The sequence below is a fragment of the Loigolactobacillus bifermentans DSM 20003 genome (assembly GCF_001434575.1).
GTDB lineage: Bacteria > Bacillota > Bacilli > Lactobacillales > Lactobacillaceae > Loigolactobacillus > Loigolactobacillus bifermentans.
The window spans coordinates 1-25,941 of the sequence record NZ_AZDA01000054.1 but is presented as its reverse complement, the minus strand read 5'-3'; the positions used below and the strand labels follow the sequence as shown (position 1 = coordinate 25,941).

Here is a 25,941-nt window from a genome sequence, read left to right as displayed (position 1 = left end):
GTTTCTTCAATTGCGAATTATTTCACACTCTTTTTTAGAATGCAACCCCTATTTGTTCGCTTTACGATCCTCGCCAGGCGTCACTAAGTAGTAGTTTTTATATTTTTCGTAGAAAAAATTTTTATTGTTGATGCCAACTTTGTGCATGATTTCCGTAATGGGTAATGACGTGGATGTCACCAAAGTATGGGCTTGGATCAGACGTTGTTGGGTGACTAATTCACTGAAAGTGCGGCCGGTGTTTTTCTTGATCAGATTGCTGAGATAGTTTTTGTTGTAACCATATTGTTTGGACAGTTGCTGCAAGTTGACGGTTTGATAGTAGCTTGAAATTTCAGTCAATAAACTGACGATCAATTGTTGATGGGCATCCTTCTGTTGAGCCGGGATCCGATAATTACGGACGAGTTTGGCAAATAAAACCGACAAATATGATTTGATGATCGTATCGGAAAATTCACGGTGTAGGAAATACTCTTCGATGATCTTTTCTAAGGTATCTTGAATATCGTGACCATTTTCTTGCGGGAATAACAAATAATTGATTTTTGTCTGCTCACCGGCAGAACGGCGTAACAGAAAGTCATATAAAATACTGTTACTGCGACGCATGCTATTGAGAAATTTGATACTAATATTTTGATCTCTGAAAAGAATATTAATTAATAGGTCATTATCGCTTAGCGTACCAATTGCATGGGCACAGCCTTCATCAATCAGTAAAAGGTCACCGGTATGCAAGGTTAACGGCTTGCCTGCGACGATTTGGTGACAAGAGCCACGCAACATGTAATTAAATTCAATGAACTGATGGGTATGCATGGGATAAGGTGCAAAACGATTATGTTTGCTAATGTAAATGTTGCGATTACGGAAAAAATAGTTGTTTAACACCCGGACTTCTTTAGTAGATTCACCATGGTCAATGGCCTGACTAGGTAGGTCATCTTGAAAGACTTGAATTTTTTTTGCTCATTTTCTAGCAATGTGTATTGATTTAATAAATTGATAACCCGTTGATTCAAGTTACTTACCCCCTGTGAATATGATACTTTTAATCTGTTCAACTGTTATTGTAGCACACTTGTGAATACGGTTTAATAAAAGGTGTTCAGTAGCTGTAATCGTTTTCTTCAAAAAAACGTAATAAAAATAAAGTGAGGCGTTATCTATGGCAGAAAAAGCACAAGGCTCTAAGAAATCAACCTTTGCCGTTTCTTTAACAAACTTTCTAGATTCAGGCTCGATTGTCGCCGGTGCCAGTGGTTTGACACTTTGGACGAAAGCCTTAGGTTTAAGCAGTTTCCAAGTCGGACTACTTGGTGCATTGAGTGCAAACGCATTCGGGGCCGCCATTGGGGCATTGTTTGGTGGTCACCTTTCAGATAAATATGGGCGTAAAGTAATTTACACCTATGATATGTTGATCTACATGTTAGGCACGATTATCGTCGCCCTTTCAGTGAACTTCGCTATGTTATTAGCCGGGTTCCTGATTACTGGGATTGCCGTTGGGGCCGGGGTGCCTGCTTCTTGGACTTATATTTCCGAAACTTCGGGTAGTACTAACCGGACTGAGAATATTGGGATCTCCCAATTTGCTTGGTCAATGGGACCAGCTATTATCTTTATCTTAGGGGTTGTGTTAGCACCACTTGGTTTGTTAGGCAGTCGCTTAATGTTCGGATTGTTAACCGTCATTGCCTTCATTGCTTGGAACTTACAACGTGGGTTGCATGAATCAGAAGAATGGGTTGAACAAAAGAAGCAGGAAAAAGCTTCTGGCGAAAAGCCGCATCCTTACAAAGACTTATTCTCAAGTGCAATTAGTGTAAAATCGTTGTTATTCTTGATCGGGGTTTACATGTTCTGGAACTTAGTTGCCGGTGCCATGGGCTTCTTCATGCCATATGTGTATGAAACGGCCGGTGGTTTAACCAACCAACAAGCTAACTTGTTACAAGCCGTATTATGGATCTTCACTGCAGTTGCCACTTACTTTGGATTTGCCAAGTATGGCGATCGCGCCAACCATCGGATTTTCTTCTTCGTCGGTGCAGCAATGGCAGCAGCTTCATGGATCGTCTTAACATTCTCTGGTATGAATTGGACCAGCTTATGGATCTTCGTTATTTTGTGGGGTGTTTCAGCTGGTATCGGTGCGCAAGCTTGGTACGCTTTATGGGCGACAGAATTGTTCCCAACCAAGTATCGTGCCGGTTCTCAAGGTGTCATGTTCTTCGTCGTTCGGGGCTCTGCTGGGATCTGGTCGATTATCTTCCCAACGATCCTATCCACAATGGGCTTTAAAGCGGCTGGGATGTTCATGATCGTCTTACTGATTATTTCATTAGTGATCGGGACGATTTGGACACCACAAACACGCGGCAAGTCCTTGGATGAAATTACCCGGGAACGTTACGGCGATAAGTACAGTGAAAAGCAATAAAACTTTTGCGATAGCAAAGATACATTAGAGAATTGAGGTGGGCCATGTTTCCCTCGTGATGATTTTCGTCCGAGGGAATGGACATCCACCGGAGATCAAACCTTTGCGGGAGCAAAGTTACATTGGAGAATTGAGGTGGTTTTACTGATGGCAAAAGCATATGTAGCTGTTGATATCGGTGCTTCAAGTGGGCGGCTGATGTTGGCTGAAATTCAAGCTGGCAAGTTGAAACTACAAGAAATGCACCGCTTTAAAAATGGCTTTACCCGTGAAAACCAACATGATCGGTGGAACGTCGATCATTTAGTGAATGAAATTTTTACAGGTTTAGAAAAAATCAAGGCCGCGGGCTATGATGAAGTCCGCTTAGGGATTGATACCTGGGCTGTCGATTATGTGTTAGTCGGCATGGACGGTAAAAAGTTACAAGATCCAATCAGCTATCGAGATGCACGGACTCGGGATGCAATCGCTGAATTAACCAGTGAGCTTCCGAAAGATTACATTTATAAAAAGACGGGGATTCAATTCCTGGATTTCAATACACTTTATCAGCTATATGCTGAAAACAAGGCTGATTTGGCAAAAACCGATAAGATCATGATGATGCCCGATTATTTAGGCTATGTGTTAACCGGCAATGCTGTGACAGAAGTCACCAACGCCTCAACCACACAAATGTTGAATTTGCGTGAAGGCTTGTTCGATAAAGATTTATTGAAGCAAGTCAATGTTTCACAAGAACAATTCCCACGTTTAGTTGAATCAGGGACGGTTTTAGGCAATATTCGCCATAAGTGGCAGCTTGAATACAACTTGCCACAAACTGAAGTCATTACCGTGGCGACCCATGATACGGCTTCGGCAGTTGTTGGGACGCCTGGCAACGGCGATCATTGGGCCTTCCTCAGTTCTGGAACGTGGTCCTTGTTAGGTGCCGAGTTAAACGTACCCGAAAATGGCGCCGCCGCTTTTGCTGAAAATTACACCAACGAATGGGGTGCTTACGGAACTTACCGGTTCCTGAAAAACATCATGGGCTTGTGGATCGCACAGTGCGTGAAGCGCGAATACAACGATAAATATAGTTTTGCGGACTTGGCCGCGTTGGCTGAGAAAGAAAAGCCGTTCCAGCAGTTTATTGACGTGAATGCGAAACGGTTTGAAAACCCAACTGATATGATCCAAGAAATTCAAGACTATTGTCGTGAAACAGGTCAAAAGGTGCCGAATACACCTGGCGCGATCATGATGGCCGTTTATAGTAATCTGTCCTTGTTCTACGCCAATGAATTAGCCAAGTTAGATCAAATTTTAGGCTATGCCATTGACACCTTGAACATCGTTGGTGGTGGGTCCAATGTGGCCTTGATGAACCAAATGACTAGCACCTTGGCCAACATTGACGTGTATGCTGGCCCAGATGAGGCAACGGCCATTGGGAACATCATGGTCCAAATGATTGCTGAAGGTGATGTCAGTGACATTGCGTCTGGCCGTCAATTGATCAACGATTCGTTTAAGATCAAGCGCTTTACCCCAGAAACAGGGAAGTATGGCACTGTGTTACAACGCTACCAAGATTTCTTAAAGTTTGAAAAAGGAAAGAAGGTCACGAATTAATGAAACGTATGGGTCAAATCATGTACTTGCACAAAGATGCTTACGCTGAATATGAAAAACGGCACAATAACCTTTTTCCAGAAATGCGGCAAGCCTTAAAAGCAGCAGGTGCACATAACTATTCCATTTTCTTAGATCAAAAAACAGGTCAACTATTCGCTTATTTAGAAGTTGATGACGTGGCGGCTTACAACGCCATTGCCGAAACAGATGCGGCTAAGAAGTGGTGGGCTTACATGGAACCTTTAATGGATACCAATCCAGATAAAAGTCCAGTTGCCGTTGATTTAGACGAAGTCTTTCATTTAGATTAATAAAGGAGTGTTCAATATGGTCAAAGCACAAGAAGTTGAAAAAGCATATGAAGTTGCTAAACAACGTTACGCCGAAATCGGTGTTGATACAGATAAAGTTTTAGCAGATTTAAAGCAGGTCAAGCTATCCGTCCATTGCTGGCAAGGCGATGATATTCATGGTTTCTTAAACCCTGATCAGGAATTAACAGGTGGGATCGGTGTTAGTGGGGATTATCCTGGTATTGCCCGCACACCTGACGAATTAACCGCTGATTTACATGAAGGTCTCAGCTTGATTCCTGGGAAACATAAAGTCCAATTACACAGTTTATACGCGGTTACAGACAAGAAGAAAGACTTAGACGAATTAACACCTGACGACTTTAAGTACTGGGTTGATTGGGCAAAACAAGAAGGCGTTGGCCTTGATATGAACCCAACCTTCTTCTCTCATCCTAAGGTTAAGCATAACTTTACATTAGCAAGTCCTGAAAAAGACATTCGTGATTTCTGGATCCGGGTAGGTGAAAATTCACGTGCAATTTCAAACTACTTTGGTGAAGCATTAGGACAACGATCTGTTAACAATTTCTGGATTCCAGATGGCTTTAAAGATAACCCAATCGACAAGCAAGGCCCACGGGAACGCTTGATCAAGTCCTTAGATGAAATCTTGAACAGTGCAAAATATGATGAAAAGAACACCATTGAAGCCTTTGAAGGTAAATTATTTGGGACTGGGATCGAATCCTATACCGTTGGTTCTCATTTGTTCTACAACAACTACGCTTTGACCCGTAACAAGTTATGGACCATTGACGCTGGGCACTGGCATCCAACAGAAGACGTATCAGACAAGTTCTCTGCCTTCTTACCATTTGGTAAAGGCTTGATGTTACACGTTTCTCGTCCTGTTCGTTGGGATAGTGATCATGTTGTGATCTTTGACGAAGCCTTAGTTCGGATCGCCCGTTCATTGGTTCGCGACAATCAATTGAGTAAGACCAACATTGGGTTGGACTTCTTTGATGCCACGATCAACCGGGTTGCCGCTTGGGTGATCGGTGCACGTGCCACACAAAAGGCTTTGTTGCAAGCTATGTTAGCACCAATTGCTGACTTGAAGAAAGCTGAATTAAACTATGACTTCACCACACGTTTGGCTGAAACAGAAGAATTGAAGTCTTATCCATTTGGCGCCGTTTGGGATCAATTCTGCTTACAAAACAACGTCCCTGTTGGTACTGACTGGTTAAACAACATTCATCAATACGAAAAGGATGTTCAATTCAAACGTAACTAAACTGCATATTATATAGAAGGAACGAGAAAGAGGAGATTAGATTATGAAAGACTTTGGTCAATCAAAGTATGTCAAAAAGATTAGTGAAATTACCAACCTGTTATACCGTCATGGCTGGGACGAACGGAATGGTGGTAACGTTAGTTTACGGTTAACTTCTGAAGAAGTGAACGCTTTTGACAACGTCCATACGGTGAAGCGTAATATTCCGATTAAGTTTGATGCCACTGCATTGGCCGATGACTATTTCTTAGTCACTGGGACTGGCCGTTACTTCAAGAACGTTATCAACCAACCCCAATTAGATACCGGCTTGGTTCGGATCGCATTAGATGGTAAATCAGTTGATTTATTGTGGGGCTTTGAAGATGGTGGTCAACCAACCAGTGAATTCCCATCTCATTTAATGACACATATCGAACGCTTAAAGGTTAACCCTAACCAACGTGTGGTCATGCATTGTCATCCAACAAATGTCATTGGCTTGTCCTTCACACAAGAATTAAGTGAAAAGAACATTAGCCGTTTGCTTTGGAAGATGCAAGCTGAATCATTGGTTGTCTTCCCAGAAGGCTTAGGCATCATTCCTTATATGACACCAGGAACCAACGAAATTGGCCGTGCCACTGCGGATAAGATGAAGCAGTTCCGTGCAGTTATGTGGCCACATCATGGCATCTTCGCTGTTGGGGATGACCTTGACGAAACCTTTGGCTTGATTGAAACCATCGAAAAAGCAGCCTTGATCTTCACAACGATCAAAGCGCAAGGTGGCGACATTAAACAAAGTATCACTGACCAAGACTTGAAAGATTTAGCATCTGATTTTGGTGTTACACCAAACCCAGATTTCCTTTAAGCACTGGCCGATTATAAAAAGTTAATTTCTTACAAAAAAAGTCCGTTGCGATTGGGTGTATCGCAACGGGCTTTTTGTTTGGGCGCTATGGTTGTTGGGCCTGACATTGTTTTTGAAACTGTCGTGGTGAAACGCCGGTGACCTTTTTAAATGTTTTACTAAAGTAGCTGATTTGTGTGAAACCAAGGCTTTGGGCAATGCTGTCGATCGACCAGCTATTGTCTTGCAATAAAAGCTGCGCGTGGCGTATTTTTTTGCCATTCACATAGTCGATATAGTTGATCCCTAATTCTTTTTTAAACAGTTTGCTAAAATAGTAACTGGATAAAAAGACTTGTTTGGAAATCCGGGCCAACGCAATGTTTTCGTTAAGATGGCTGTGAATATATTGAATCGCTAACTTTAGTTCTGAACGTAACGCAACGGGAACGTCATCAGCTGCAGTTAACGGTTGTCGTTGTGTGAGGCCATTGAGATAGGTGGCGAGCAGCAGTTGTAAAATCGTGATGGTACTGGTCCGCTTTGCTTCAGGGATTGGCGTGGGACAGGTACATAAAATCGTTCCGACTAATTGTTCGTCTAAAACAACCGGTAGCGCAAAACCAGATGGCGCCGCCAGTAGTAACGTTTTGGGATGTGTGCGCATCCGATGGCCCACTTTCAGGGTCAGTTTTGAATCCAATGTGACACGTGGGGTTAAAACTTGTCCGGTAATATCTAGTAAACAGACTTGCAAATCGGCTGTTGCCGCAAAGTCTGTGAGTAGCTGATTTAAAGCAAGCATCACAAACAACTCTCTTCTAAGTGCGCTAATGGCTATTTTGGAGGACATCTCGTTTTGCCAGGCGCCTGATCTACCCACTATTCTACCATAAAATGGCCAGGACTTCGGGGGATTGGCCTTGTAAATAAGCGTACAAAAAAATCAGGCGAAAGCCTGATTTATCAGTTGCTAAGCGTCACTTTAAGCGCGCTTAATGTTGCTGGCGATGCTTTTCAAAACGGGCCCAAAGCGGCATGATAAAGCCTAATCCGAATAGCACTAAAACAGATAATACGTTTAACCAAAATTGATGGGTAAATGCAGCTGTCCCAAACTTAGCTTCTTGGGGCATAAAGCCTAAGGTGGCGCAGGTAAAGGTGAAGATGAAACACCAAGCACCAACGGCTAAGGCCGCATACTTATTGCGCATAAAGACGTAAGGCGAGTCGAAACGATCTTGATGCGCACGTAAGGCCATAAAGGCAAAGAAAACCCAGCAAGTCTTATAAGGCGAAACGATGCCGTTTAAGTTCAATAGCCAGTTGAAAATGGTGTTGATATTTGGTAAGGTGCCACTCAGTAACAGCAAGAATAAACACAGACCTGCTGTAAAGACGTAACTGTGGATTGGCCGACCAAAACGATTTTGTTTAAGCAACCATTTTGGCATGAAGTTTGCTGCAGTATCAGCGGATAAGACGCGGCTTGCAGCATCGATCAAAACAGCTAATTGTGCCAGCATATATAAGAGTTGGACGACGCCAAAAACATATAACAAAATCTTACCCATGCCGAAAGATTCACCTAACATTTGGAAGGCGTAATAAGCACCGTTCATTTTCAAATCGTTTGGTAAGTGATGCGCGTTGAAGAAAACACCTAATGAGAATGAACCAAAAATCGTTAAGAAGGCGGTCATGATCGCCAACATGATCATGGCTTTAGGATACTCACTTTTAGGATTGCGCATTTTCGTAATGTAGGCGGCACCTAATTCAGCACCGCTCATCGCGAAGATCAATAAACCAGTTGAAGCAAAATAATGGGTATCAAATTTCGGAATAAAAGCGGACCAGTCAAATGGTTGCGTGGCAATCGGATTGCCGTGTAATAAACCGGCAATGGTCATGATCACAAATAAAATCGTCATGACAAACATGGCGCCACCACCAATAATACTCATGACTTCTAGGGAACGTTTGAAGCTGTTTTCCAGCAGAATAAAAATTAAAATAATAGCAAACGTAAAAATACCAAACCATAAATTAGACATGTGCTTGTCTAACGTATTGTTCCCTAAAACCAGCCAAGAAAGTGCAACAATCACTGAATTCGCAACATCCACTAAATAAGGTAAGGTGGATGACCAATACATCCAGGATGTCCAGTAACCTAAGGTGTCATTGCTAGAGTGTCGCACCCAAGTTGCGAGGCCGCCACCATTTAAGGTAAAGGTGGACCCCATTTGTGCCGCAATCAATTCATAGGGAATGACAAAGGCAAATAACATAAAAATCCATGAGAAAACAACTGAAAGGCCCTGATTTTGAAAGGGATAAATGATATCATCAAAGCCGATAACCGTCACAAATGTTAACAGCGCCAAAGTTGGCCACTTGATATATTTGTGATTTGATTCAAGATTATTCAAGAAAAAACCTCCAAATTAAATTAGACCTGAAATAGGCCCTTATCAAGAATAAGGAAATTCATAACGTGGGTCAATGTTTTCTGAAGAATAATTTCATGAAACTGAAAATTAGAATAGGAAGTGGAACATGCATTATTTACAAATTGCCATTGAAGCTGGTATCGAGCCGCCGGTGCAACAGGATTGGCAAATTGTACCGTTAACCAGTGCAGTCGATGTTCGACGCTTAGCAGCTGTTGTGGCACGACAAGGGGCCTTTCTGAAAACGACACTGCCGTTACCACAATTTAAGGCGGCTTCAGACTGGGCTGCTATTTTCGCGGCAGCGACTGCTTATGAAAATCAAATGGTTCCCAGCTATGTGCGCGATTTATTAGCATTTGCCCAAGCCGATCCAATTAGTTTTGCCACGCCGGGACACCATAGTGGTCAGTTTTTGAAGCAAGGGCCGGCTGGCGCGGCACTTGAAACGTTACTCGGCACAATTTTTTTAAAAGCAGATGTCAGTGATTCTGTGCCGACATTAGGGGATATGCTCACCCATGGAGGCAGTGCCTTGGCCGCCGAAAAGTTTGCAGCACAAACCTTTGGGGCCGATGAAGCCTATTTTGTGACCAATGGGACCACCAGCGCCAATGCCATTTGTAGTGCAGCGGCCTTAGCACCAGGTGATTTTGTCTTATTTGACCGGAATAGTCATAAGTCGCTTTACAATGGGGCGTTGTTACTGGCAGGAAGTATCCCGATTTATTTACCGGCTACTCGTAATCAGTACGGCCTGATTGGTGGGACGCCGGCAGTCGCTTTTGATGAAGCGGCGTTGCGGCAACAAGTGGCTCAAATTGACCCCGTCCAAGCACGCCAACCCCATCCCTTCCGGTTAGCCGTCTTACAACTGGATACGTATGATGGTCAGTATTTACAACTGCCTTATGTTTTGAAGCAGTTACGCGGGTTATGTGATTATCTGTTGTTAGATGCGGCCTGGGCAGGTTATGAACACTTTCTGCCAGTCTTAGCCAGTGTGGATCCAGGACGGCAAACCTATCAACCGGATGACCCAGGAATTTTGGTGACCCAATCTCTCCATAAACAGCAATCAGGCTTGGCACAAACGTCGCAGATTCTTAAGTTTGATGGGCACTTAAAAGGGCAGGCACGTTATATCGATGCGTACCGCTTTAATCATGCGTATCTTAAATTTGTCACCACTAGTTTTTCATATCCGCTCTATGCTTCAGCGGCAAGCAACGCTTATTTACAACAAGGCCAGCAAGGAGCAGAAATGTGGCAATCAGCATTAAAGGTTGGCATTGAATTTCGTAAGCAAGTGTTAAAGACGCGGCTTTTGCGGCCGTTTGTGCCAACCACCGTTCAAGGGAAGCTTTGGCAAAGTTGGTCAACTGCACAGCTGGCTGCTGATCCACAAGCTTGGCAAATGCAACCGCAAGCAGATTGGCACGGGTTTACAGGTTATGCTCCGCAACAATATTTAAATGATCCTTTGAAAATAACGCTGTGTAGCGAAAAATTACCAGGTCCGCTGATAAATGCTTATTTAATGGCACAAGGGTTTATTCCGGAGAAAAATGATTTGTTTTCGGTTCTATTTTTAGTTACACCTGGTTCTACTCAGGCAGATTGGCAGCGTTTATTGCAGGCACTACAGCGCTTGGAGCGCGCTTATTTTGCTGAAACGCCATTAAAAACATTATTGCCAAACGTCGCCTCAACGTTTGCGACCCAAACGGTCACCGCTTTTGCGGATCAAATGGCGGCTGAGCTACGGCGCTTACAACTGATTGCCATGCACCAGCAGCTTTTTAAGGCGGGGGCCTGGGGCCAGCAGATCTATCAGCCCCAAGCCGCGGACGCACAATTGACGCGCAATCAGATAACTTGGTGCCCGCTTGAAAAAATTGTTGGACAAGTAGCGGCAGAAGGGGCATTGCCTTATCCGCCAGGCGTTTTTGTTGTTGCACCTGGTGAGCGCTGGACGACGTTGGCCCAGCATTATTTCGAAGCACTAGGCGCCTTTATGCAGGCTTATCCTGGTTTTGAATTTGAAATCCAAGGGGTACGTTATGCAGCAGATGGCACAGGTGAGGCGTTGATTCTAACAGACTAAAGCTTTCATTGAAATGTCACCAAGGTCTGAATTTTGGCGCATTGATGATATTTTTGATAATTGGAGCGCTAAAGGCTGCTATTAAAGGCAAATACTAGCGAAAAAAATTAATCTCGTAAGTGGTATCCAACGAAGCCGGTTTCAGAAAGTACATGAAAACAGCTTTTTGAGTGTGTCATGAAACCTAACATAAAACGACAGTTAGTTGCATTTTCCCAGTCAATAATGCTTAAATAAAAGCAACTTAAGCGTATCTGATGGAAGGGGTCTGGTCATGTCGATCAATAACAATAAGTTGCTTAATTATTTACAGCAGAATGCGCGTATTTCAGTGAGCCAGCTTGCCAAGCGTCTATTTGTATCCAGCCCATCGGTTTCCGAAAAGGTGCATAAATTAGAGCGCGACGGCTATATTACAGGTTATCTCACCCAAATCAATGTTAAAAAGTTAGGTTATCATGTCAAAGTTTATGTGTCTGTTAACGTAGAACCTAAGGATAAACAGCGTTTTACCACTTTTTTAACGCAAAATCCCAATGTGATCTTTGCGGATGTGGTGACGGGGGACTTTACCATGATGTTATGTGCCTTGTTTAAAGAATCAGAAGATCTCGAGACATTTATTAATCAGGTGCAAAAGTTTGGGCGAACACGAACCAATATGGTTTTTTCCGCAGTGTTAGGTTACCGTGGCGTCAAACTTGATGAACAGAATCGTGCGGACGATTAGTAGGCGATCACCTTCTGATGAGGGTGATTTTTTTGTAATTCGGAATAAGGGCCAATAAACTTTCAAAAATTAGGCACACAGCAGTAAAATCCTAATCTTTGAATGAAATCAACACATAACCTAAATCAACCAAAAATGATGTTATAATTTATGACATTCAAGAAAGGGTGATTTGATGTTTGTTTCTTTTAAGAAAATCTCATTATTCGTCGTTGGACTACTATTCTTTTGGAGCACAGGTCAGGTCGCCACAGCGGCAACGCAACCGCACTATACGATTGGTACGGAAACAACGAACGTCCCATTTGGGATTCAAGGTAAAGATGGTGCTTATAATGGCCGTCACCCTGGGTTAGATATCGAATTGTTACGGGCAATCGCGAAACAAGGTCATTTTACTTATCAGCTAAAAATTATGAGTTTTACGGGCATTGTTCAGGCCGTTCAAGGCGGTCAGGTCGATGGTGTTATGGCAGGGTTAATGAAAACGCCAGAACGTCAAGCCGTGTTGGCGTTTAGCAAACCATACATCAATGCAAGTTTGTCTTTGGTGACCAAACCAGGCAGTACAATTCATTCGCTGAAGGATCTCCGGGGGCAAACCATTGCTGTGAAAACGGGCTCGACCTCGGAAGCTTATGCAAAAACCATTCAAAAAAAATATGGGTTTAAGGTGCGCCACTTTGACGCCACGAATACCGCATTAAACGATGTGGTGGCTGGCAACACCGCAGCGGCCATTGACATGACAGTGACCATTCAGTACGCCATTAAAAATGGATTGAAACTTCATCTCGTGTCAACACCGGATAAGTCGCACCAAATTGGTTTTGCGGTTAAAAAAGGTCAGAATCAAGCCTTACTCACACGGTTTAATCGCGGGCTGGCAGCTATTAAGCAGAATGGTACTTACAACCGGATCGTCCATTATTATACAGGGGCACATAGTCACGTGGTACGAAAAGCGCAAACAGACCGTTCGTTTGTTGGCTTGATCAAACAAAATGCACCAGAATTATTGGCCGGTGTGAACTTGACGTTAAAGTTGGCTGTGGTAAGCATTGTGCTTGCAACGTTGGTGGGAATTCTATTTGGGATTGGCGGTGTGCTGCCTAACCGCTTATTACATGCACTGTTTGTGGGTTACACCTTTATTTTTAGAAGTGTGCCGCTCATGGTGTTGGCCTTTTTCATCTATATTGGCTTGCCGAGTTTAACGGGTCAAAAAATCCCGCTTTTCCCAGCAGGGGTTGCGGCATTAGTTTTGGAAAATAGTGCCTACATTGCAGTATTCATTTGTGGCGGGATCCAGGCGATTGACCGTGGTCAAATGGAAGCTGCGCGATCGTTAGGTGTCCCTTATCTTGCGAGTTTGCGCAAGGTGATCTTACCGCAGGCCATTCGCAATATGGTCCCTTCATTGATCAATCAGGCCATTATGTTGTTAAAGGGCACGTCGATTTTGTCAGCCATTGGTTTGGCAGAACTAACCCAGCAAGGCACCATGATCATTGCCCGTAATATGGAAGGCTTTAAAATTTGGTTACTGGTAGCACTGATTTATTTAGGCCTGATTGGCATCTTAACGGGGCTTTCCAAATGGGTCAGTTGGCATTTTCAAATTAGAAAGGATGCGCTTTAAATGACTGAAAAATTAGTTGCGTCACGAATTCGCAAAGCTTATGGACAACATCAAGTGTTAAAGGGCGTCAGTTTAGCAGTTCATACCAATGATGTGGTGGTGATGATCGGACCGTCCGGTTCAGGTAAAAGTACCTTTTTACGCACCTTAAATGGATTAGAAACCATTGATCAAGGCCAAATCTTGATTGATCAGCAAGATATTCATGCCAAAAGCAGTAACATGAATCAAATTCGCGAAAAAGTTGGGATGGTTTTTCAGCATTTTAACCTATTTCCACATTTAACGGTGTTGGACAACATTACCATGGCGGCCATTCAGACCAAGCATTTTACGCCGCAAGAGGCCAAAGACCATGCGATTCATTACTTGGAACTGGTGGGATTAGCGAACAAACAGGACAGCTATCCGGCTCAATTATCTGGCGGGCAAAAGCAGCGGGTGGCGATTGCCCGGGCTTTAGAAATGGAACCCGAAATGATGCTGTTCGATGAGCCGACTTCGGCATTAGATCCGGAAATGGTAGGAGATGTGCTAAATGTGATGCACCAATTGGCTCAAAATGGGATGACCATGCTCATTGTGACGCATGAAATGGGCTTTGCGGAGGCAGTCGCTGATAAAGTGTTATTTTTCGATGAGGGCTATATTCAAGAACAAGGAACGCCGCAACAGATTTTTAAGCATCCCGCGAACCCACGTACCAAAGCGTTTTTGAATAAAGTGATCAACGTGATTTAAAAAGCGTTATATTGTGCACTGAAATGACCTATAATAAGCTTAAAAATGAAGAAGGTAGGTGGCGATATGATCTTTGCACCGTTACGTGAGTGTGACGTGCCTGTTTGTTAGTTGTGAAGATAGGGACAACTAACGAAGGGATAGATAATAATGATGATCAAACGCGATCCACAATTACCAGCACAAATTAAATTAGGCGTCACAGCACTGACTTTTAAAAATCAATTTAAAACGGACTTATGGACAACGGCCATTCAGCCATTACTGACTGAAATTGAACAACAGGATGACTTGGTGACGATTCGTGAAAATCCGCGGATTCAGGCCACGAAACAAGTCTATAAAGCACTTGGCAAGGATCCAGCCCGTTTTCGGCCGTCATCGGATAGCCTATGGCGGCGGGTGGCTAAAGGGAAAGGCCTGTATCAGGTCAATCCGTTGGTGGATTTGAACAATTACCTGTCACTACAGTTTAAGGTCCCGTTAGGTAGCTATGATCAAGCGGCTTTGCAACCACCTGTGCAGTTAACCAAGGGAGCACCAGGTACGACCTATCCAGGGATTGGCAAGTCAGCCATTAACTTAGATCACTTATTGGTTTTGGCAGATGCACAAGGGGCCTTTGGTAGTCCCACTGCTGATTCAATCCGGGCCATGATTACAGCGCAGACCACCACGGCACTGATCGTAGTTTACGGTTTTGGATTAACAACGGCCGAGTTACAGCAATGTCAACAAACAGTTGCCACTACTGTAACGACTTATTTAGAAGCAGCGATGGTCAACGCACAATTTAGCGTTTAATTCAAAAACCCACCGACAATTGTCGGTGGGTTTTTGCGTACTTACTGATCCAAGCGTGGTAGTGCTGGACGATCAAAATAATAGCCTTGTAAATAGTGAATGTGGAAAATATTAAAGGCCTTTTGAACTTCGGCTTGGTTTTCGACGCCTTTAATGATAAATTCTAAATGCTGTTGTTGCGCGATTCGTGCCCAAAAGGTGATTTGTTGTTGCAATTCGGCGCTTTTTTGGAAGTGGGTCAGTTGATCAATATTGAAATTAATACCATCTAAATAAGGTAATAAGGGTTGAACAGCCTTTAACGTAAACGGCTGTTCAAGTTGATCGAGCACAATGCGAATCTGTGCTTGATGATAAATGGCTGCGACCTGTTGTATTTGTGTCAAGGTTGGCAGCGTAAATAACTCAAGCGTCAATCGTTGCTCAGGAATCACTTGTTGTTTAAAGGTTAAGATGCGCTGCTGTGAGGGTTCGTGACACAGCTGATCTAAAGAGAGATGAATAAAGATCGGATGTGCATCTTGTTGTGCCAGCGCCTGTTCTAACAAGCTTAATTGCGTATCAATTGAGAGCGTCGCATCATGTGGTTCACGCCAAGTTTTATGTTCATAATCATAGGCGCGTAGTGACAGTTCATCGCCAATAATTTGCGGCGGATCAGAGGTTACGTCCATAATATGCTGATTAAAGAAGACATAAGTGGCTAACAGTTCAGTTTCGTGATGCTGATTATTTTGGGTTTGGTTTTCAATGGTAATCGCATCCCGGCCATTGCGTTTGCTTTGATATAAGTTTTCGTCAGCACGTTTATACAGATCTTCCACACTTTGATCGGTGGCTTGTAAGGCAGTGGCCCCAATGGAAAGCGTGACCCGCACATCGTAATGATCGTAGGTATAATATTGTTGACGCACCGTTTGCCAGCAATCCGTAATAATCGGTAAGGCTTCTTGCGGCGTCATTTCAGCGAATAAAATGTTAAATTCTTCACCACCAGTGCGATAAACCTGTTGGTCATCGCCATACTTTTTCAAAACACGCGCTAACGTTTTGGCAATGCCCACTAAAATCGCATTGCCAGCCAAGTGACCATAGTGATCATTGATCTGTTTAAAGTGATCAATGTCCAGTGTCACCAGGGTTAAGGGTGTTTGTTCTGTTTTTGCAGTCTGAAAAAGTGTTGTGATGTCGTGTTGATATAAGGAATAGGTTTTGGCGTTGGTCAAGGTATCGTAGTTGGCCAACTGGGATAATTTTTCATTTTTCAAATCAACGTGATGTTGTTGCAGCCAGTAGCTAGAAGCCACAATATCCATTGCAATAAACATGCCAATGGCTTGCCATGCAATCGGGGTACTCATCTGGATCCCGGCAGATAACCGGGGGAGTAATAGCCAGAAAATCATGGCAATGTAGGCCATCACACTGGCGGTAAACCAAAAACGATCGCGTAAGCGCGCTTTATAGCGATAAATCACGGCGGCAACCAACAATAAGCCAATCAATGACAAGGCGAATTGTGGGCGCGCAAAATGCCCTGCATGGTGCATTGCCCAGATTGCTAGGATACAAACCAGCCGCGTGAGATATTCCCAAAGGCCAATTTCTTCGTCGATCAAGGTAAATGAAATCAGAAAAAGCCCCATGTTATGGAACATCATCGCATTGTAGTTCACAATATAGCCCATTAAATGAAACATGGTCCCAATCCCTAATGAGATTACGACCAAAACGACACGCACCCAAAAATGGCGCCAAGGCGTCAACAGTTCCGGCGTTATACGATGACCGATACGCTGATAAATTGAAATAAACCCGGCCATAAACACGCTGGCAATTAAAACTTGTGTTATGAACATCGGCGGACTTAATAAATGTAGTCGCATGACCATCGGTGTCATCGTAACGCCTCCCTTCATTGAAATTACTGGTCTAGTCAAATTATAGCCCAATTAGGAACCTGTTAAAAGGTTAATCTAGTAAAAAAGGCGATATATTGAAGCAAAAATTCAAATTAATGCTATTTTTCAAAGGTGTATTCAATATTTGATAAAAAAGATACATAAAATCGTTCTTATGGCTGTAAAACAGGCGCAAATATTGCATGAAGCAATCAAATAATGGCTAAGGGATTTCCACGAATTTCAGTGTTTTACTTGGTGAGTTAAACGAAAAGGCTTACAATTGTAATATAATAAGGTATAACAGTGATCAAAAGTCGGATGACTTGCATATCATCATACTGAATTTTTGTGGTTCGAAAATTGAAAAATCGTTATTCGAAAAATGAACTGCAATTTTCAGGTGATTGACCTACAGGTTATTGTAGGGGCCAGTCAGTTAGTGAAGACGTAATAAGGAGGTTTTTTCTATGAAAGTCGCACTGTTCACATCCTGTATGCTGGACCTGATGTTTCCAAAAGTCGGTCAGGATATGGTTGACGTCTTAGAGCGATTAGGATGTACGATCCAGGTACCATCAGATCAAATTTGTTGTGGCCAACCGACTTACAACAGTGGGTATGTTGAGGCATCGTGGCCAGTCTTACACAATCAGATCGATGCCTTTGCAGATGTTGATTGTGACTACATTGTGAGTCCAGTGGGTTCTTGCACCGGTATTTTGAAAGAATATCCAACTTTGTTGGAAGATGATCCTACTGATCCAGATGGTTATTATATGAAGCAAGCCAAAATCTTAGCCGCTAAAACATATGAATTTTCACAGTTTATTTGGCGGGTATTAGGCATTGCCGATTGTGGGGCCCAATTAGACGGGGTGGCAACCTATCACCGTTCGTGTCATATGACCCGAATCTTAGGCGAACGTGAAACGCCATTTTGGTTACTCGAGCACGTGAATGGGTTAGAGATGCGGCCCTTAAATGGGTTACAGTATTGTTGCGGTTTTGGGGGTACGTTCTCAGTGAAGGAACCCTCGATCTCGCAATTAATGGTCACCGAAAAGGTCGAAAATATTGAAAAAACTGGGGCAGAAATTTTAGTCAGTTGTGACCCAGGTTGTTTGATGAATATTGGTGGCCGCTTTAATCGGCTTGGAAAACCAATTAAGATTATGCACTTGGCAGAAGTGTTAAATACGAATGTTGATCCAAGCCGGATCCGGAAGGTCAGTGAGGTGCCGGCACCAACGCCTGCACCAGCTGAAGTAGATCTTTCATAAGCCAATATTTAAGAAAGTGGGTGACGAAATGGGACTTAAAACAAGTACGAAGCCTTTTGAAGAACGGATCGCAGCCGCCGCAGCTGACAAGTTTGCAACGGCCTCGATCGCGCAATCACAGGATGCACAATATGTGAAACGTGAAGGTGCACGTTCGGAGTTAGGGCACTGGCAAGAATGGCGTAAAATTGGTCAATCGATTCGCCAACACGCCATTAATTATTTGCCAGATTATTTAGAAGAATTTAGTGATCATGTTGATCAACGCGGGGGTTCAGTTTTCTTTGCCCAAACACCAGCGGAAGCCAATACTTATATTTTAAATATTCTTAAAGAACAAGAAAGTCGTCATGTGGTGAAATCAAAGTCCATGGTGACCAGCGAATTAGATTTAGATCAAAAGATTCAAGCGTTGCCGGATACTACTGTTTTGGAAACCGATCTGGCCGAATTTATTTTGCAGGAAGATGATTGGGACGAACCATCGCACATTGTGTTCCCAGCCTTGCATAAAAACCGGGACCAAGTTAAAGCCGAGTTTGAGAAAATCGGTTATGTTGGGGATAATGATCCTGAAAAATTAGCGCGTTTTGCCCGCCATTATTTACGTGAACGCTTTTTAGAAGCTGATGTTGGGATCACCGGGTGTAACTTTGCGATTGCCGATAACGGGATGATCAACTTAAATACCAATGAAGGTAATGCCGATCTCGTGGATTCAATTCCAGAAACCCAAATCGTCGTTATGGGGATGGAACGGATCGTACCTAGTATGAAGGAAGCCGAGATCATGGATAATTTGTTGGCCCGCAGTGCAGTGGGGCAACGGCTAACGACCTATGTGACATTTGCAGGGCCTAAGGCACAAGATGAAGCTGATGGGCCGACTAATTTTCACGTGGTGATTTTGGACAATAACCGTTCGGAAGCATTGGGGACTGAATTTCAAGAGATCTTACAGTGTATTCGTTGCGGCGCCTGTTTGAATGTTTGTCCGGTTTACCGCCATCTAGGTGGGCACGGCTATGGGTCACTTTACCCCGGCCCTGTTGGCGCGGTGTTGTCACCGATTTTAGGGGGGTATGAACAGTTTGGTGAATTACCATTTGCATCTTCTTTGTGTGGTGCTTGTACCGAAACGTGCCCTGTTTTGATTCCATTGCACCCATTATTGATCAAGCATCGTGAGGTTGAAACCGATCGCTTAAAGATGATGCACGGGTTTAAAGATACCCAAATGAAAATTGTTGGGAAGGCAACCGCGTCACCGTTCCTCTTTAAGATGGGCTTACAGTTTAAGCATTTTGGGATGCAAGCTTTCACGAAGCATCAAACCCCAACGGCTTTGAACTTCTTTGCTTATCAAGGGGCTATGATCAAAAATGGACCTGGATTGATTAAAGGTTGGACGGATGTACGTGATTTACCACAACCACCAAAACATAAAGATGATTTTCGTGTTTGGTTTGAACATCATCAAGCGAATCAAGGGGGTGCTACCAAATGACAATCATTAATCGTGAAAAATTCTTAAATCATTTAGCTGATCGCTTGGATCAGCCACGACATCAGCTGGCGCAGCATCCATACCAGCCAATCAGTGATCTGCCGCAGACGACATTAGCTGATCAAACGCCGGCTGAATTGTTGGCAACTGCCAAAACCCATAGTGAAAAAATTCCGGTGACCTTTGTGACAACGGCAAAGGCGCAATTAGGTGCGCAGTTGACTACGTTGATCCAAGAACGCGGTGGGGGGCCAGTTTTACTGCCAACCACCAAGGCTTTTGAGCAATTTCAGTTAACGGCGTGGCAACAAAGCTTGGCGGAAACGCAACAAGTTGACTATTGGCAGGCTGAAAATGGACGTGCGGCTAACCTTAAGTTAGCTGAAAATGCGAATTTAAGTATTAGTTTTGCGGATTTTCTGTTAGCTGAGTCAGGGACCATTACGGTGAGTAGTGGCGCCGGACAAGGCCGTGCCTTCCACTTTTTACCGCAACATTATATCAGCGTTGTGCCGCAATCACGGATCGTGCCGCGTTCGACCCAGGCCATTGCTTGGTATGACGACGAAATTAAAGCCGGTCGCTTAGGCAGTTCGGCAATTCATTTCATTACCGGACCGTCTAATTCAGGCGATATTGAAATGCATTTGGTCACTGGGGTCCACGGGCCATTAGATGTGGTTTATGTGGTGGTCACAGACTGTTAATTGCAAACGAAAAGCGCAAATCCATCGAGATTTGCGCTTTTTGCTTGCGAAGCTTATTTATTTGGTAATAATAATGTCGCTAGGCTTAACGTCAGAACCGAAGTATGGCTTCAAGTTGTCGTTATAATCCTTCTTGAAGAAGCCCTTTTTGTTTAACTTCGTAATTTCTTTGTTCATCCAGCTGGTTAAGTTCTTGTTGCCTTTCTTAATACCAGGTGCAATGTATTGGTTAGGGCCTAAAGTCTTGATCCCGACTTTATAGTTTTTGTGGTTCTTAACCCAAGCAAACAAGTAAGAGTTATCATCGGCTAAAGCAGCGGCACGGCCATTTTTCAAAGCGTTAAATTGTTGCGTCTTTGAATCGTACTTTTGCAATGTGACGCCTTTTTGCTTCGTTGTGAAGTAGTTTTCAGCAGTGGTCCCTTTGGTGACAATCAAGCTCTTGCCCTTTAATTGGCTGGCTTTGGTAATGACTTTCTTCTTAGGTGAAACAACACCGATTGAAACCTTCATGTAAGGTTTAGCGAAGCTAACGGCTTGTTTCCGTTCAGGTGTCACGGTAAAGTTAGCTAAAACCATATCGACCTTGTTAGAGTTTAAGGCATCGACCCGGCTGTCAGCGTTAACTTGGACGAATTTCACCTTTGTTCCTAAGTCTTTCCCAACTTGGCGGGCTAAGGCAACATCGTAACCAGTCCGTTTACCTGATTTGGTCACCCAACCATAAGGTGGTAAGTCACCGAAAACGGCAATTTTGATTGTGCCGCGTTTCTTAATGGCGCTAACAGAGGAAGCATTGCTAGCGGCTTTTGTTGGTTGTGGTGCAATCGCTGCAACAGAAAGGGCCGCAGCAAAGGCTAAACTAAACTTTAATACAGATTTCTTTTTCATCATTCAAACCCCCATAGTTTAAATATATTATAGTGAACAAATTTTATTAAAAGGCCATACTGTTTAAGAATTCTTGTGCCCGCTCTGTTTTAGGCTGGGTAAAGAATGTTTGGCCTGATGATGCCTCGACGATTTTGCCGGCTTCAAGGAACAAGACTTGATCGGCAATTTGTTGCGCGAAATTCATTTCGTGCGTGACCACTAACATGGTCATTTTTTGATGGGCCAGTTGTAACATGACTTCAAGGACGCCACGCACCATTTCTGGATCAAGCGAGGCGGTGACTTCATCGAATAACATGAATTCTGGTTTTAGCGCCAGCGCCCGCACAATGGCGATGCGCTGTTTTTGCCCCCCAGACAATTGCCGCGGATAAACATTTGCGTAATCGGCCAGTTGCACTTCTTTTAGTAATTGCATGGCTTGTTCAGTCGCTTCGTGTTTGTCCCGTTTTTGGACTTTTAATGGGCCTAACAAAATGTTATCCAAAACAGTACGGTTTGGGAATAAATCATAGCTTTGAAACACCATGCCAATATGCTGACGAATGGGTTGCCATTTTTTAAATCCCGGCTTAATGGTTTGATCCATAAAGTCAATTTGACCAGATTGAAAATCTTCTAAGCCATTTAAACACCGGATCAAGGTACTTTTACCAGATCCAGAAGGCCCAAGTAGCACCGTAACGCTGGCCTTTTCGACTTCGAGATTAATATCATGTAATACTGGCTTTTTGCCATAACTTTTATTGAGATGGCTAACCGTTAATAATTTATCAGGCATTTTCTGCCAGCTCCTTTCGTTCAATATGACGGGCCCAAAGTGAAAGTGGGTAACAGAGGATAAAGTATAAAATGAAAATAAATCCATAAACCCAGAACGCGCCGTTTTGATAATGTTGGCTATTTGCTTCGATAATTTGTTGGCCGATGTTGATGACATCCATGACACTGATCAACAGCAACAGCGAGGTGGTCTTGATCACACGACTGGTTAAGTTGATGGTTGCTGGAATCATGAGCTTGATCGACTGTGGCAGCAAGACATAATAGTAAAGTTGCAGTCGATTAAGGCCAATTGCTTCGCCAGCTTCAACTTGATGCGGTGGGACTGAGATCAACCCTCCGCGCACAATATCACTCATTTCAGCAGCGACCCACAAGGTGAAGACTAAAATTGCGACGGTTTCGGCACCTAAGTTCATATTGAAGTTTTTTGGCAGAATATAATAGAACAAAAAGAGTAACACAACAGTAGGAACGATTCGGAAAAATTCCAAATAGATCCGTAAAACAAATCGTAAAACAGGATTATGTAGGGTGCGTAATGCCCCAAAAATAATGCCCAACAAAATACCTAAGATAATCGCAATCACCGCAATTTTAGCGGAGATCCATAAACCACCGAGTAGGCGGGTGAAGTTACGACCTTCAAATAAAATATTAATTCCCGAATGCGCCATAACGAGCCCTCCTTTCCAGCCAAGTGAGCAAGATCGATAATGGAATCAAAATAATGGCATAACCGATGACTAACAACAGTAACGATTCGTCTGTGTGATAGTACATCCCGATTTGGTCCAATGCGGTATTGGTTAATTCTGGAATGGCGATGACGGTAAAAATTGAGGTTTCCTTAATCAGAAAAATCACGTTAGCAGCAATGGCAGGGACACTAAGTGACAACCCTTGGGGCAACACCACGTAACGCGCCAGCTGCCAATTCGTCAGACCAATCGCTTTACCAGATTCAACTTGAATCTTATCAACCCCGTTTAACCCGCCGGTAAAAGCCGCGGCCATATAACTACCACCTAAGAAAATCAGCCCAATGATCCCACTAGTTTGGGCCGACAGCTTGATCCCGATTTCAGGAAAAGCATAGTAGATAAAGAATAACTGAATCAATAAAGGCGTGTTACGTGATAATTCAATATACATACCAGCAATACGCTGTAATACCGGCATTTCAAAGTAGCGGATAAAACTGGCGAGCAGTCCGAGAATACTGGCACCAATAATGCCGTAAAACGACAATTTTAGGGTTAACCAGAATGCTTGACCGAATATGGGAATGCTTTGTTGAACAACACTCCAACTCATAAGAACAACCTCCTAAAAGCACAGATGTTTATTTTGCAAGCGCAAAATGGTGATTACCGGAGGATCACCAGTCTTGTGGGGTCAAACCACCCCGCAGGACACATGGGCCTCCTAAAAGACAACGGATTATTTTGCAAGCGCAAAATGATGGTGCAATGTACTTTGATTCATTTACTGGGAAAAAGAAAAATCCCGACATCGATCACGATGTCGGGACGAATTAACGTGGTACCACCCAGCTTTTTTAAGCTTGATAACTTAAACTCAATTAAGCGCATCGCGACATTATGACGCCCGCACAAATAAGCACTTAATGAAAATAACGCTTACGATGACATTACAGGCTGAATTTTAGAAGTGAGTGGTTCATATTCAATTGACAACAACAGTCTTGATTTAACATGTGGCTCACTCCTTTTCTGCATAATATTTGAGATACGTTGTTGTTATGTATCGCTAACAAAACGGATTTTTAGCCAGCTGACCAAAAATCGGGCTCCAGGTTCATCTTCACCTAAATGTTACACTTCTTTCCACCTGACGAAGTTCTCTGTGCTAAACGGTTTAGGCTAATCTTCCCATCGAAGCTAAGTATTTGACTTGGTTCTAATCTTACACTCATTTTGAGTCATGTCAATAAAAATTATTTACGTTTGTAAATGCATTCATTGCCTAAAATAAAGTAATTTCAATCATCAAGCGCGCTTGCTAGCGCGCTGAACGACTGGCCTATTGCATTTCCTGTGCCGTTAAGGCGATTTGATAAGCCTGCGTGCTGATTTGGCGAAACCCTTGCTGCGTGAGCAGCTGTGCTAAATGGTGCTCAGTTGGTTTTAAGGTGATTTCAAGTGTTGTACAATCAAATTCGTGTAAAGCTAACTGGCCAACACGTTGCAAAGTTTCGTTTAAAATGGTCGGGATTTGCTGGTTCGGGAAGAAGTCCAATACCACCTGAGCCGTTTGTTGGTGTGGGGTGAGTTGTACCATTCCAACGAGCTGTTTGGCCGGTTTAAGCCCAACACCCCAGACCAAGCAGTCATTGCGCATGACATGGTGCATCATTTGATTGATTGCCTGAGCCGCAGCAGTCATGTCTGTAATGGGGGCACGTTGCTTTTGAGCCGCAAGGGTTGCATCTTGTTGAAGCCGGAAAACGTCCTTTAATGGAAAAGTTGTGAGCCAGTCTAAAACTAAATTTTGACTCATTAATGGATGATAAATTTCAAATGGTGTCATCGCGAGATCCCCTTAATGATTAGCATATGCTCATCATAACATGAGTTACTGGCAAACGTACATTGACGATACTTGGAAGTTGGCGCTATGATGATAGGCAAACGAATTTGTAGCGTCGCTACGGAAAGTAGGCATGAAATGACTGAATTTTACCTGATCCGTCACGGTCAAACAACGGGCAACACCCAAGGCATTAAGCAAGGGACGACGAATACGGCCATTACCCACTTAAATGAAACTGGTCAACAGCAAGCACAGCGGTTACATGATCATTTTGCGATTGATTTTGCCGATCAGCTATTTGTAAGTCCCTTGATTCGGACACAGCAAACAGCAGCAATTGTAAATCAAACGGCAGCGCTACCGCAAACCGTGGATCAGCGGTTATTGGAAATTTCGTATGGTCGCTGGGACGGCCAACTTAATGCGGAGCTCAAACAACAGTACCCAGCACTATTTAGTGATTTAACTGGTGATGTGTTACCGGCCTATGCGGCAGAAGCTGGTGGTGAAACCTTTGCGGACGTTGAGCGCCGAGTGGCAGACTTTGTCGCTGAGAAAGTCCGCGACTATCCAACGGGAAAGTTGGTCGTGGTCACCCATGGGTTTACCGTGCGGAGTTTTGTCGTGAATGCATTACAAGTACCGCATCCGTTGGCAGTACCGGAGCCCGATAATACCAGTGTGACGAAAATTAGGGTCACGGCTAAGGGTCAGCAAGTATTAGAATATTTCAACCGCATTTATTAATTTATTTGCTAAAGAAAAGCCAGATTGAGTCCCTCAATCTGGCTTTTTATTATCCATAAAGCCTATTCTGTTACGGGTTTGTCATATAAAAAGCAAAATGTGAACAAATTGTGAATTAAGTTCAATCTTTTTGTTAATGTTATAGAAATCATAAGAAAAAGATGATATTATAAAATCATTGAAAAGCGGTTACAGCAGCTGAAACAAAAGAATATTTTGTAATGCTGGCTTAAAGGGTGTAACTGGCAAGTACCATAAAATAAACAATTAGAAATAGACTAAATTGAAGATTTGCATTGACAAATCGCCATAACTCATTAAGGAGAGTGAAGCTCATGATCACATTATTCTACAGCTCAAATTGCACATCGTCTCGTAAGGCCGTTCAATGGTTGGAAGATCACCAGATTCCTTATGTGAAGCGCTATATCCGCAAAGCGCCACCGAGTGTTGATGAATTAAAATGCATGATGCAACACGTTGAAAATGGGTTAGATGATATTTTAGCAAAACGCTATAAACCTGAATTATTCACCATAAGTTCTCCAAGTACAGTGTCACCCCGGTATCATGG

24 protein-coding genes are annotated in these 25,941 nt (G+C 43.3%); 15 read left to right on the top strand and 9 right to left on the bottom strand.

Annotated elements, in window-relative coordinates:
* Positions 1-48 precede the first annotated feature (48 nt).
* Entirely contained in the window at positions 49-894 is an 846-nt protein-coding gene (locus tag FC07_RS07680) for an AraC family transcriptional regulator (RefSeq protein WP_235807479.1), read from the bottom strand.
* Between the two features lie 277 nt (positions 895-1,171).
* On the opposite strand from FC07_RS07680, the gene FC07_RS07675 reads away from it, so the two are divergent.
* From FC07_RS07675 to rhaD, 5 genes are all read left to right on the top strand, one after another.
* Complete coding sequence (locus FC07_RS07675) at positions 1,172-2,449, top strand: MFS transporter (RefSeq protein WP_057904543.1); 1,278 nt, start codon at positions 1,172-1,174, stop codon at positions 2,447-2,449.
* A 147-nt stretch (positions 2,450-2,596) separates the two neighbouring features.
* Positions 2,597-4,072, top strand: a complete 1,476-nt coding sequence (gene rhaB / locus FC07_RS07670) for a rhamnulokinase (protein ID WP_057904542.1) — start codon at positions 2,597-2,599, stop codon at positions 4,070-4,072.
* Positions 4,072-4,386 carry an L-rhamnose mutarotase gene (rhaM, locus tag FC07_RS07665; protein WP_057904541.1) on the top strand — a complete coding sequence of 105 codons (315 nt, stop codon included), beginning with the start codon at positions 4,072-4,074 and terminating at the stop codon, positions 4,384-4,386. The genes rhaB and rhaM overlap by 1 nt, the downstream gene beginning before the upstream one ends.
* 16 nt (positions 4,387-4,402) lie before the next feature.
* Positions 4,403-5,671, top strand: coding sequence for an L-rhamnose isomerase (locus FC07_RS07660; protein WP_057904540.1), 1,269 nt, complete (start codon positions 4,403-4,405; stop codon positions 5,669-5,671).
* Positions 5,672-5,714: 43 nt separating this feature from the next.
* The gene (gene rhaD, locus FC07_RS07655; protein ID WP_057904539.1) at positions 5,715-6,530 is read left to right on the top strand and encodes a rhamnulose-1-phosphate aldolase; all 816 of its coding nucleotides are present in this window, start codon (positions 5,715-5,717) and stop codon (positions 6,528-6,530) included.
* Between the two features lie 85 nt (positions 6,531-6,615).
* Here the strand turns inward: rhaD and FC07_RS07650 are convergent, their stop codons facing one another.
* A complete protein-coding gene (locus FC07_RS07650) occupies positions 6,616-7,314 on the bottom strand; it encodes a helix-turn-helix transcriptional regulator (protein WP_057904538.1) in 699 nt (232 codons plus the stop codon).
* Positions 7,315-7,504: 190 nt separating this feature from the next.
* On the bottom strand, positions 7,505-8,944 hold the full coding sequence (locus FC07_RS07645; RefSeq protein ID WP_057904537.1) for an APC family permease: 1,440 nt from the start codon (positions 8,942-8,944) through the stop codon (positions 7,505-7,507).
* A gap of 127 nt (positions 8,945-9,071) precedes the next feature.
* Between FC07_RS07645 and FC07_RS07640 the strand changes: the two genes are divergently transcribed.
* The 5 genes from FC07_RS07640 (at position 9,072) to FC07_RS07620 (ending at position 14,989) form a co-directional block, all read left to right on the top strand.
* Positions 9,072-11,072: an Orn/Lys/Arg family decarboxylase gene (locus FC07_RS07640; protein WP_057904536.1), complete on the top strand. Its 2,001-nt coding sequence runs from the start codon at positions 9,072-9,074 to the stop codon at positions 11,070-11,072.
* Between the two features lie 274 nt (positions 11,073-11,346).
* The gene (locus FC07_RS07635; RefSeq protein ID WP_057904535.1) at positions 11,347-11,802 is read left to right on the top strand and encodes an Lrp/AsnC family transcriptional regulator; all 456 of its coding nucleotides are present in this window, start codon (positions 11,347-11,349) and stop codon (positions 11,800-11,802) included.
* A 175-nt stretch (positions 11,803-11,977) separates the two neighbouring features.
* Positions 11,978-13,444: an ABC transporter substrate-binding protein/permease gene (locus FC07_RS07630; protein ID WP_057904534.1), complete on the top strand. Its 1,467-nt coding sequence runs from the start codon at positions 11,978-11,980 to the stop codon at positions 13,442-13,444.
* On the top strand, positions 13,445-14,185 hold the full coding sequence (locus tag FC07_RS07625) for an amino acid ABC transporter ATP-binding protein (RefSeq protein ID WP_057904533.1): 741 nt from the start codon (positions 13,445-13,447) through the stop codon (positions 14,183-14,185).
* Between the two features lie 150 nt (positions 14,186-14,335).
* Positions 14,336-14,989, top strand: a complete 654-nt coding sequence (locus FC07_RS07620) for a B3/B4 domain-containing protein (protein ID WP_057904532.1) — start codon at positions 14,336-14,338, stop codon at positions 14,987-14,989.
* Between the two features lie 41 nt (positions 14,990-15,030).
* Here the strand turns inward: FC07_RS07620 and FC07_RS07615 are convergent, their stop codons facing one another.
* Positions 15,031-16,890, bottom strand: a complete 1,860-nt coding sequence (locus FC07_RS07615; RefSeq protein ID WP_057904531.1) for a sensor domain-containing diguanylate cyclase — start codon at positions 16,888-16,890, stop codon at positions 15,031-15,033.
* A 470-nt stretch (positions 16,891-17,360) separates the two neighbouring features.
* On the opposite strand from FC07_RS07615, the gene FC07_RS07610 reads away from it, so the two are divergent.
* From FC07_RS07610 to FC07_RS07600, 3 genes are read left to right on the top strand one after another with little or no spacing between them, the layout of a single operon-like run.
* A complete protein-coding gene (locus FC07_RS07610; protein ID WP_057904530.1) occupies positions 17,361-18,173 on the top strand; it encodes a (Fe-S)-binding protein in 813 nt (270 codons plus the stop codon).
* A gap of 28 nt (positions 18,174-18,201) precedes the next feature.
* Positions 18,202-19,680: a LutB/LldF family L-lactate oxidation iron-sulfur protein gene (locus FC07_RS07605; RefSeq protein WP_057904529.1), complete on the top strand. Its 1,479-nt coding sequence runs from the start codon at positions 18,202-18,204 to the stop codon at positions 19,678-19,680.
* Entirely contained in the window at positions 19,677-20,387 is a 711-nt protein-coding gene (locus FC07_RS07600; RefSeq protein ID WP_057904528.1) for a LutC/YkgG family protein, read from the top strand. Before FC07_RS07605 ends, FC07_RS07600 begins: the two co-directional genes overlap by 4 nt.
* A gap of 57 nt (positions 20,388-20,444) precedes the next feature.
* On the opposite strand, the gene FC07_RS07595 is transcribed toward FC07_RS07600, so the two are convergent.
* From FC07_RS07595 to FC07_RS07575, 5 genes are all read right to left on the bottom strand, one after another.
* The gene (locus FC07_RS07595) at positions 20,445-21,278 is read right to left on the bottom strand and encodes a transporter substrate-binding domain-containing protein (protein WP_057904527.1); all 834 of its coding nucleotides are present in this window, start codon (positions 21,276-21,278) and stop codon (positions 20,445-20,447) included.
* Between the two features lie 46 nt (positions 21,279-21,324).
* On the bottom strand, positions 21,325-22,062 hold the full coding sequence (locus tag FC07_RS07590) for an amino acid ABC transporter ATP-binding protein (protein ID WP_057904526.1): 738 nt from the start codon (positions 22,060-22,062) through the stop codon (positions 21,325-21,327).
* The gene (locus tag FC07_RS07585; protein WP_057904525.1) at positions 22,055-22,741 is read right to left on the bottom strand and encodes an amino acid ABC transporter permease; all 687 of its coding nucleotides are present in this window, start codon (positions 22,739-22,741) and stop codon (positions 22,055-22,057) included. Before FC07_RS07585 ends, FC07_RS07590 begins: the two co-directional genes overlap by 8 nt.
* Entirely contained in the window at positions 22,722-23,381 is a 660-nt protein-coding gene (locus tag FC07_RS07580) for an amino acid ABC transporter permease (protein ID WP_057904524.1), read from the bottom strand. The genes FC07_RS07585 and FC07_RS07580 overlap by 20 nt, the downstream gene beginning before the upstream one ends.
* A gap of 729 nt (positions 23,382-24,110) precedes the next feature.
* On the bottom strand, positions 24,111-24,617 hold the full coding sequence (locus FC07_RS07575) for a hypothetical protein (protein ID WP_057904523.1): 507 nt from the start codon (positions 24,615-24,617) through the stop codon (positions 24,111-24,113).
* Between the two features lie 138 nt (positions 24,618-24,755).
* Here FC07_RS07575 and FC07_RS07570 point away from each other — a divergent pair, with 138 nt between their 5' ends.
* Together FC07_RS07570 and FC07_RS07565 are read left to right on the top strand one after the other, a co-directional pair.
* Positions 24,756-25,367: a histidine phosphatase family protein gene (locus tag FC07_RS07570; RefSeq protein ID WP_057904522.1), complete on the top strand. Its 612-nt coding sequence runs from the start codon at positions 24,756-24,758 to the stop codon at positions 25,365-25,367.
* 335 nt (positions 25,368-25,702) lie between these two features.
* A partial coding sequence (locus FC07_RS07565; RefSeq protein WP_476738444.1) for a thioredoxin domain-containing protein occupies positions 25,703-25,941 on the top strand: 239 nt, incomplete at its 3' end.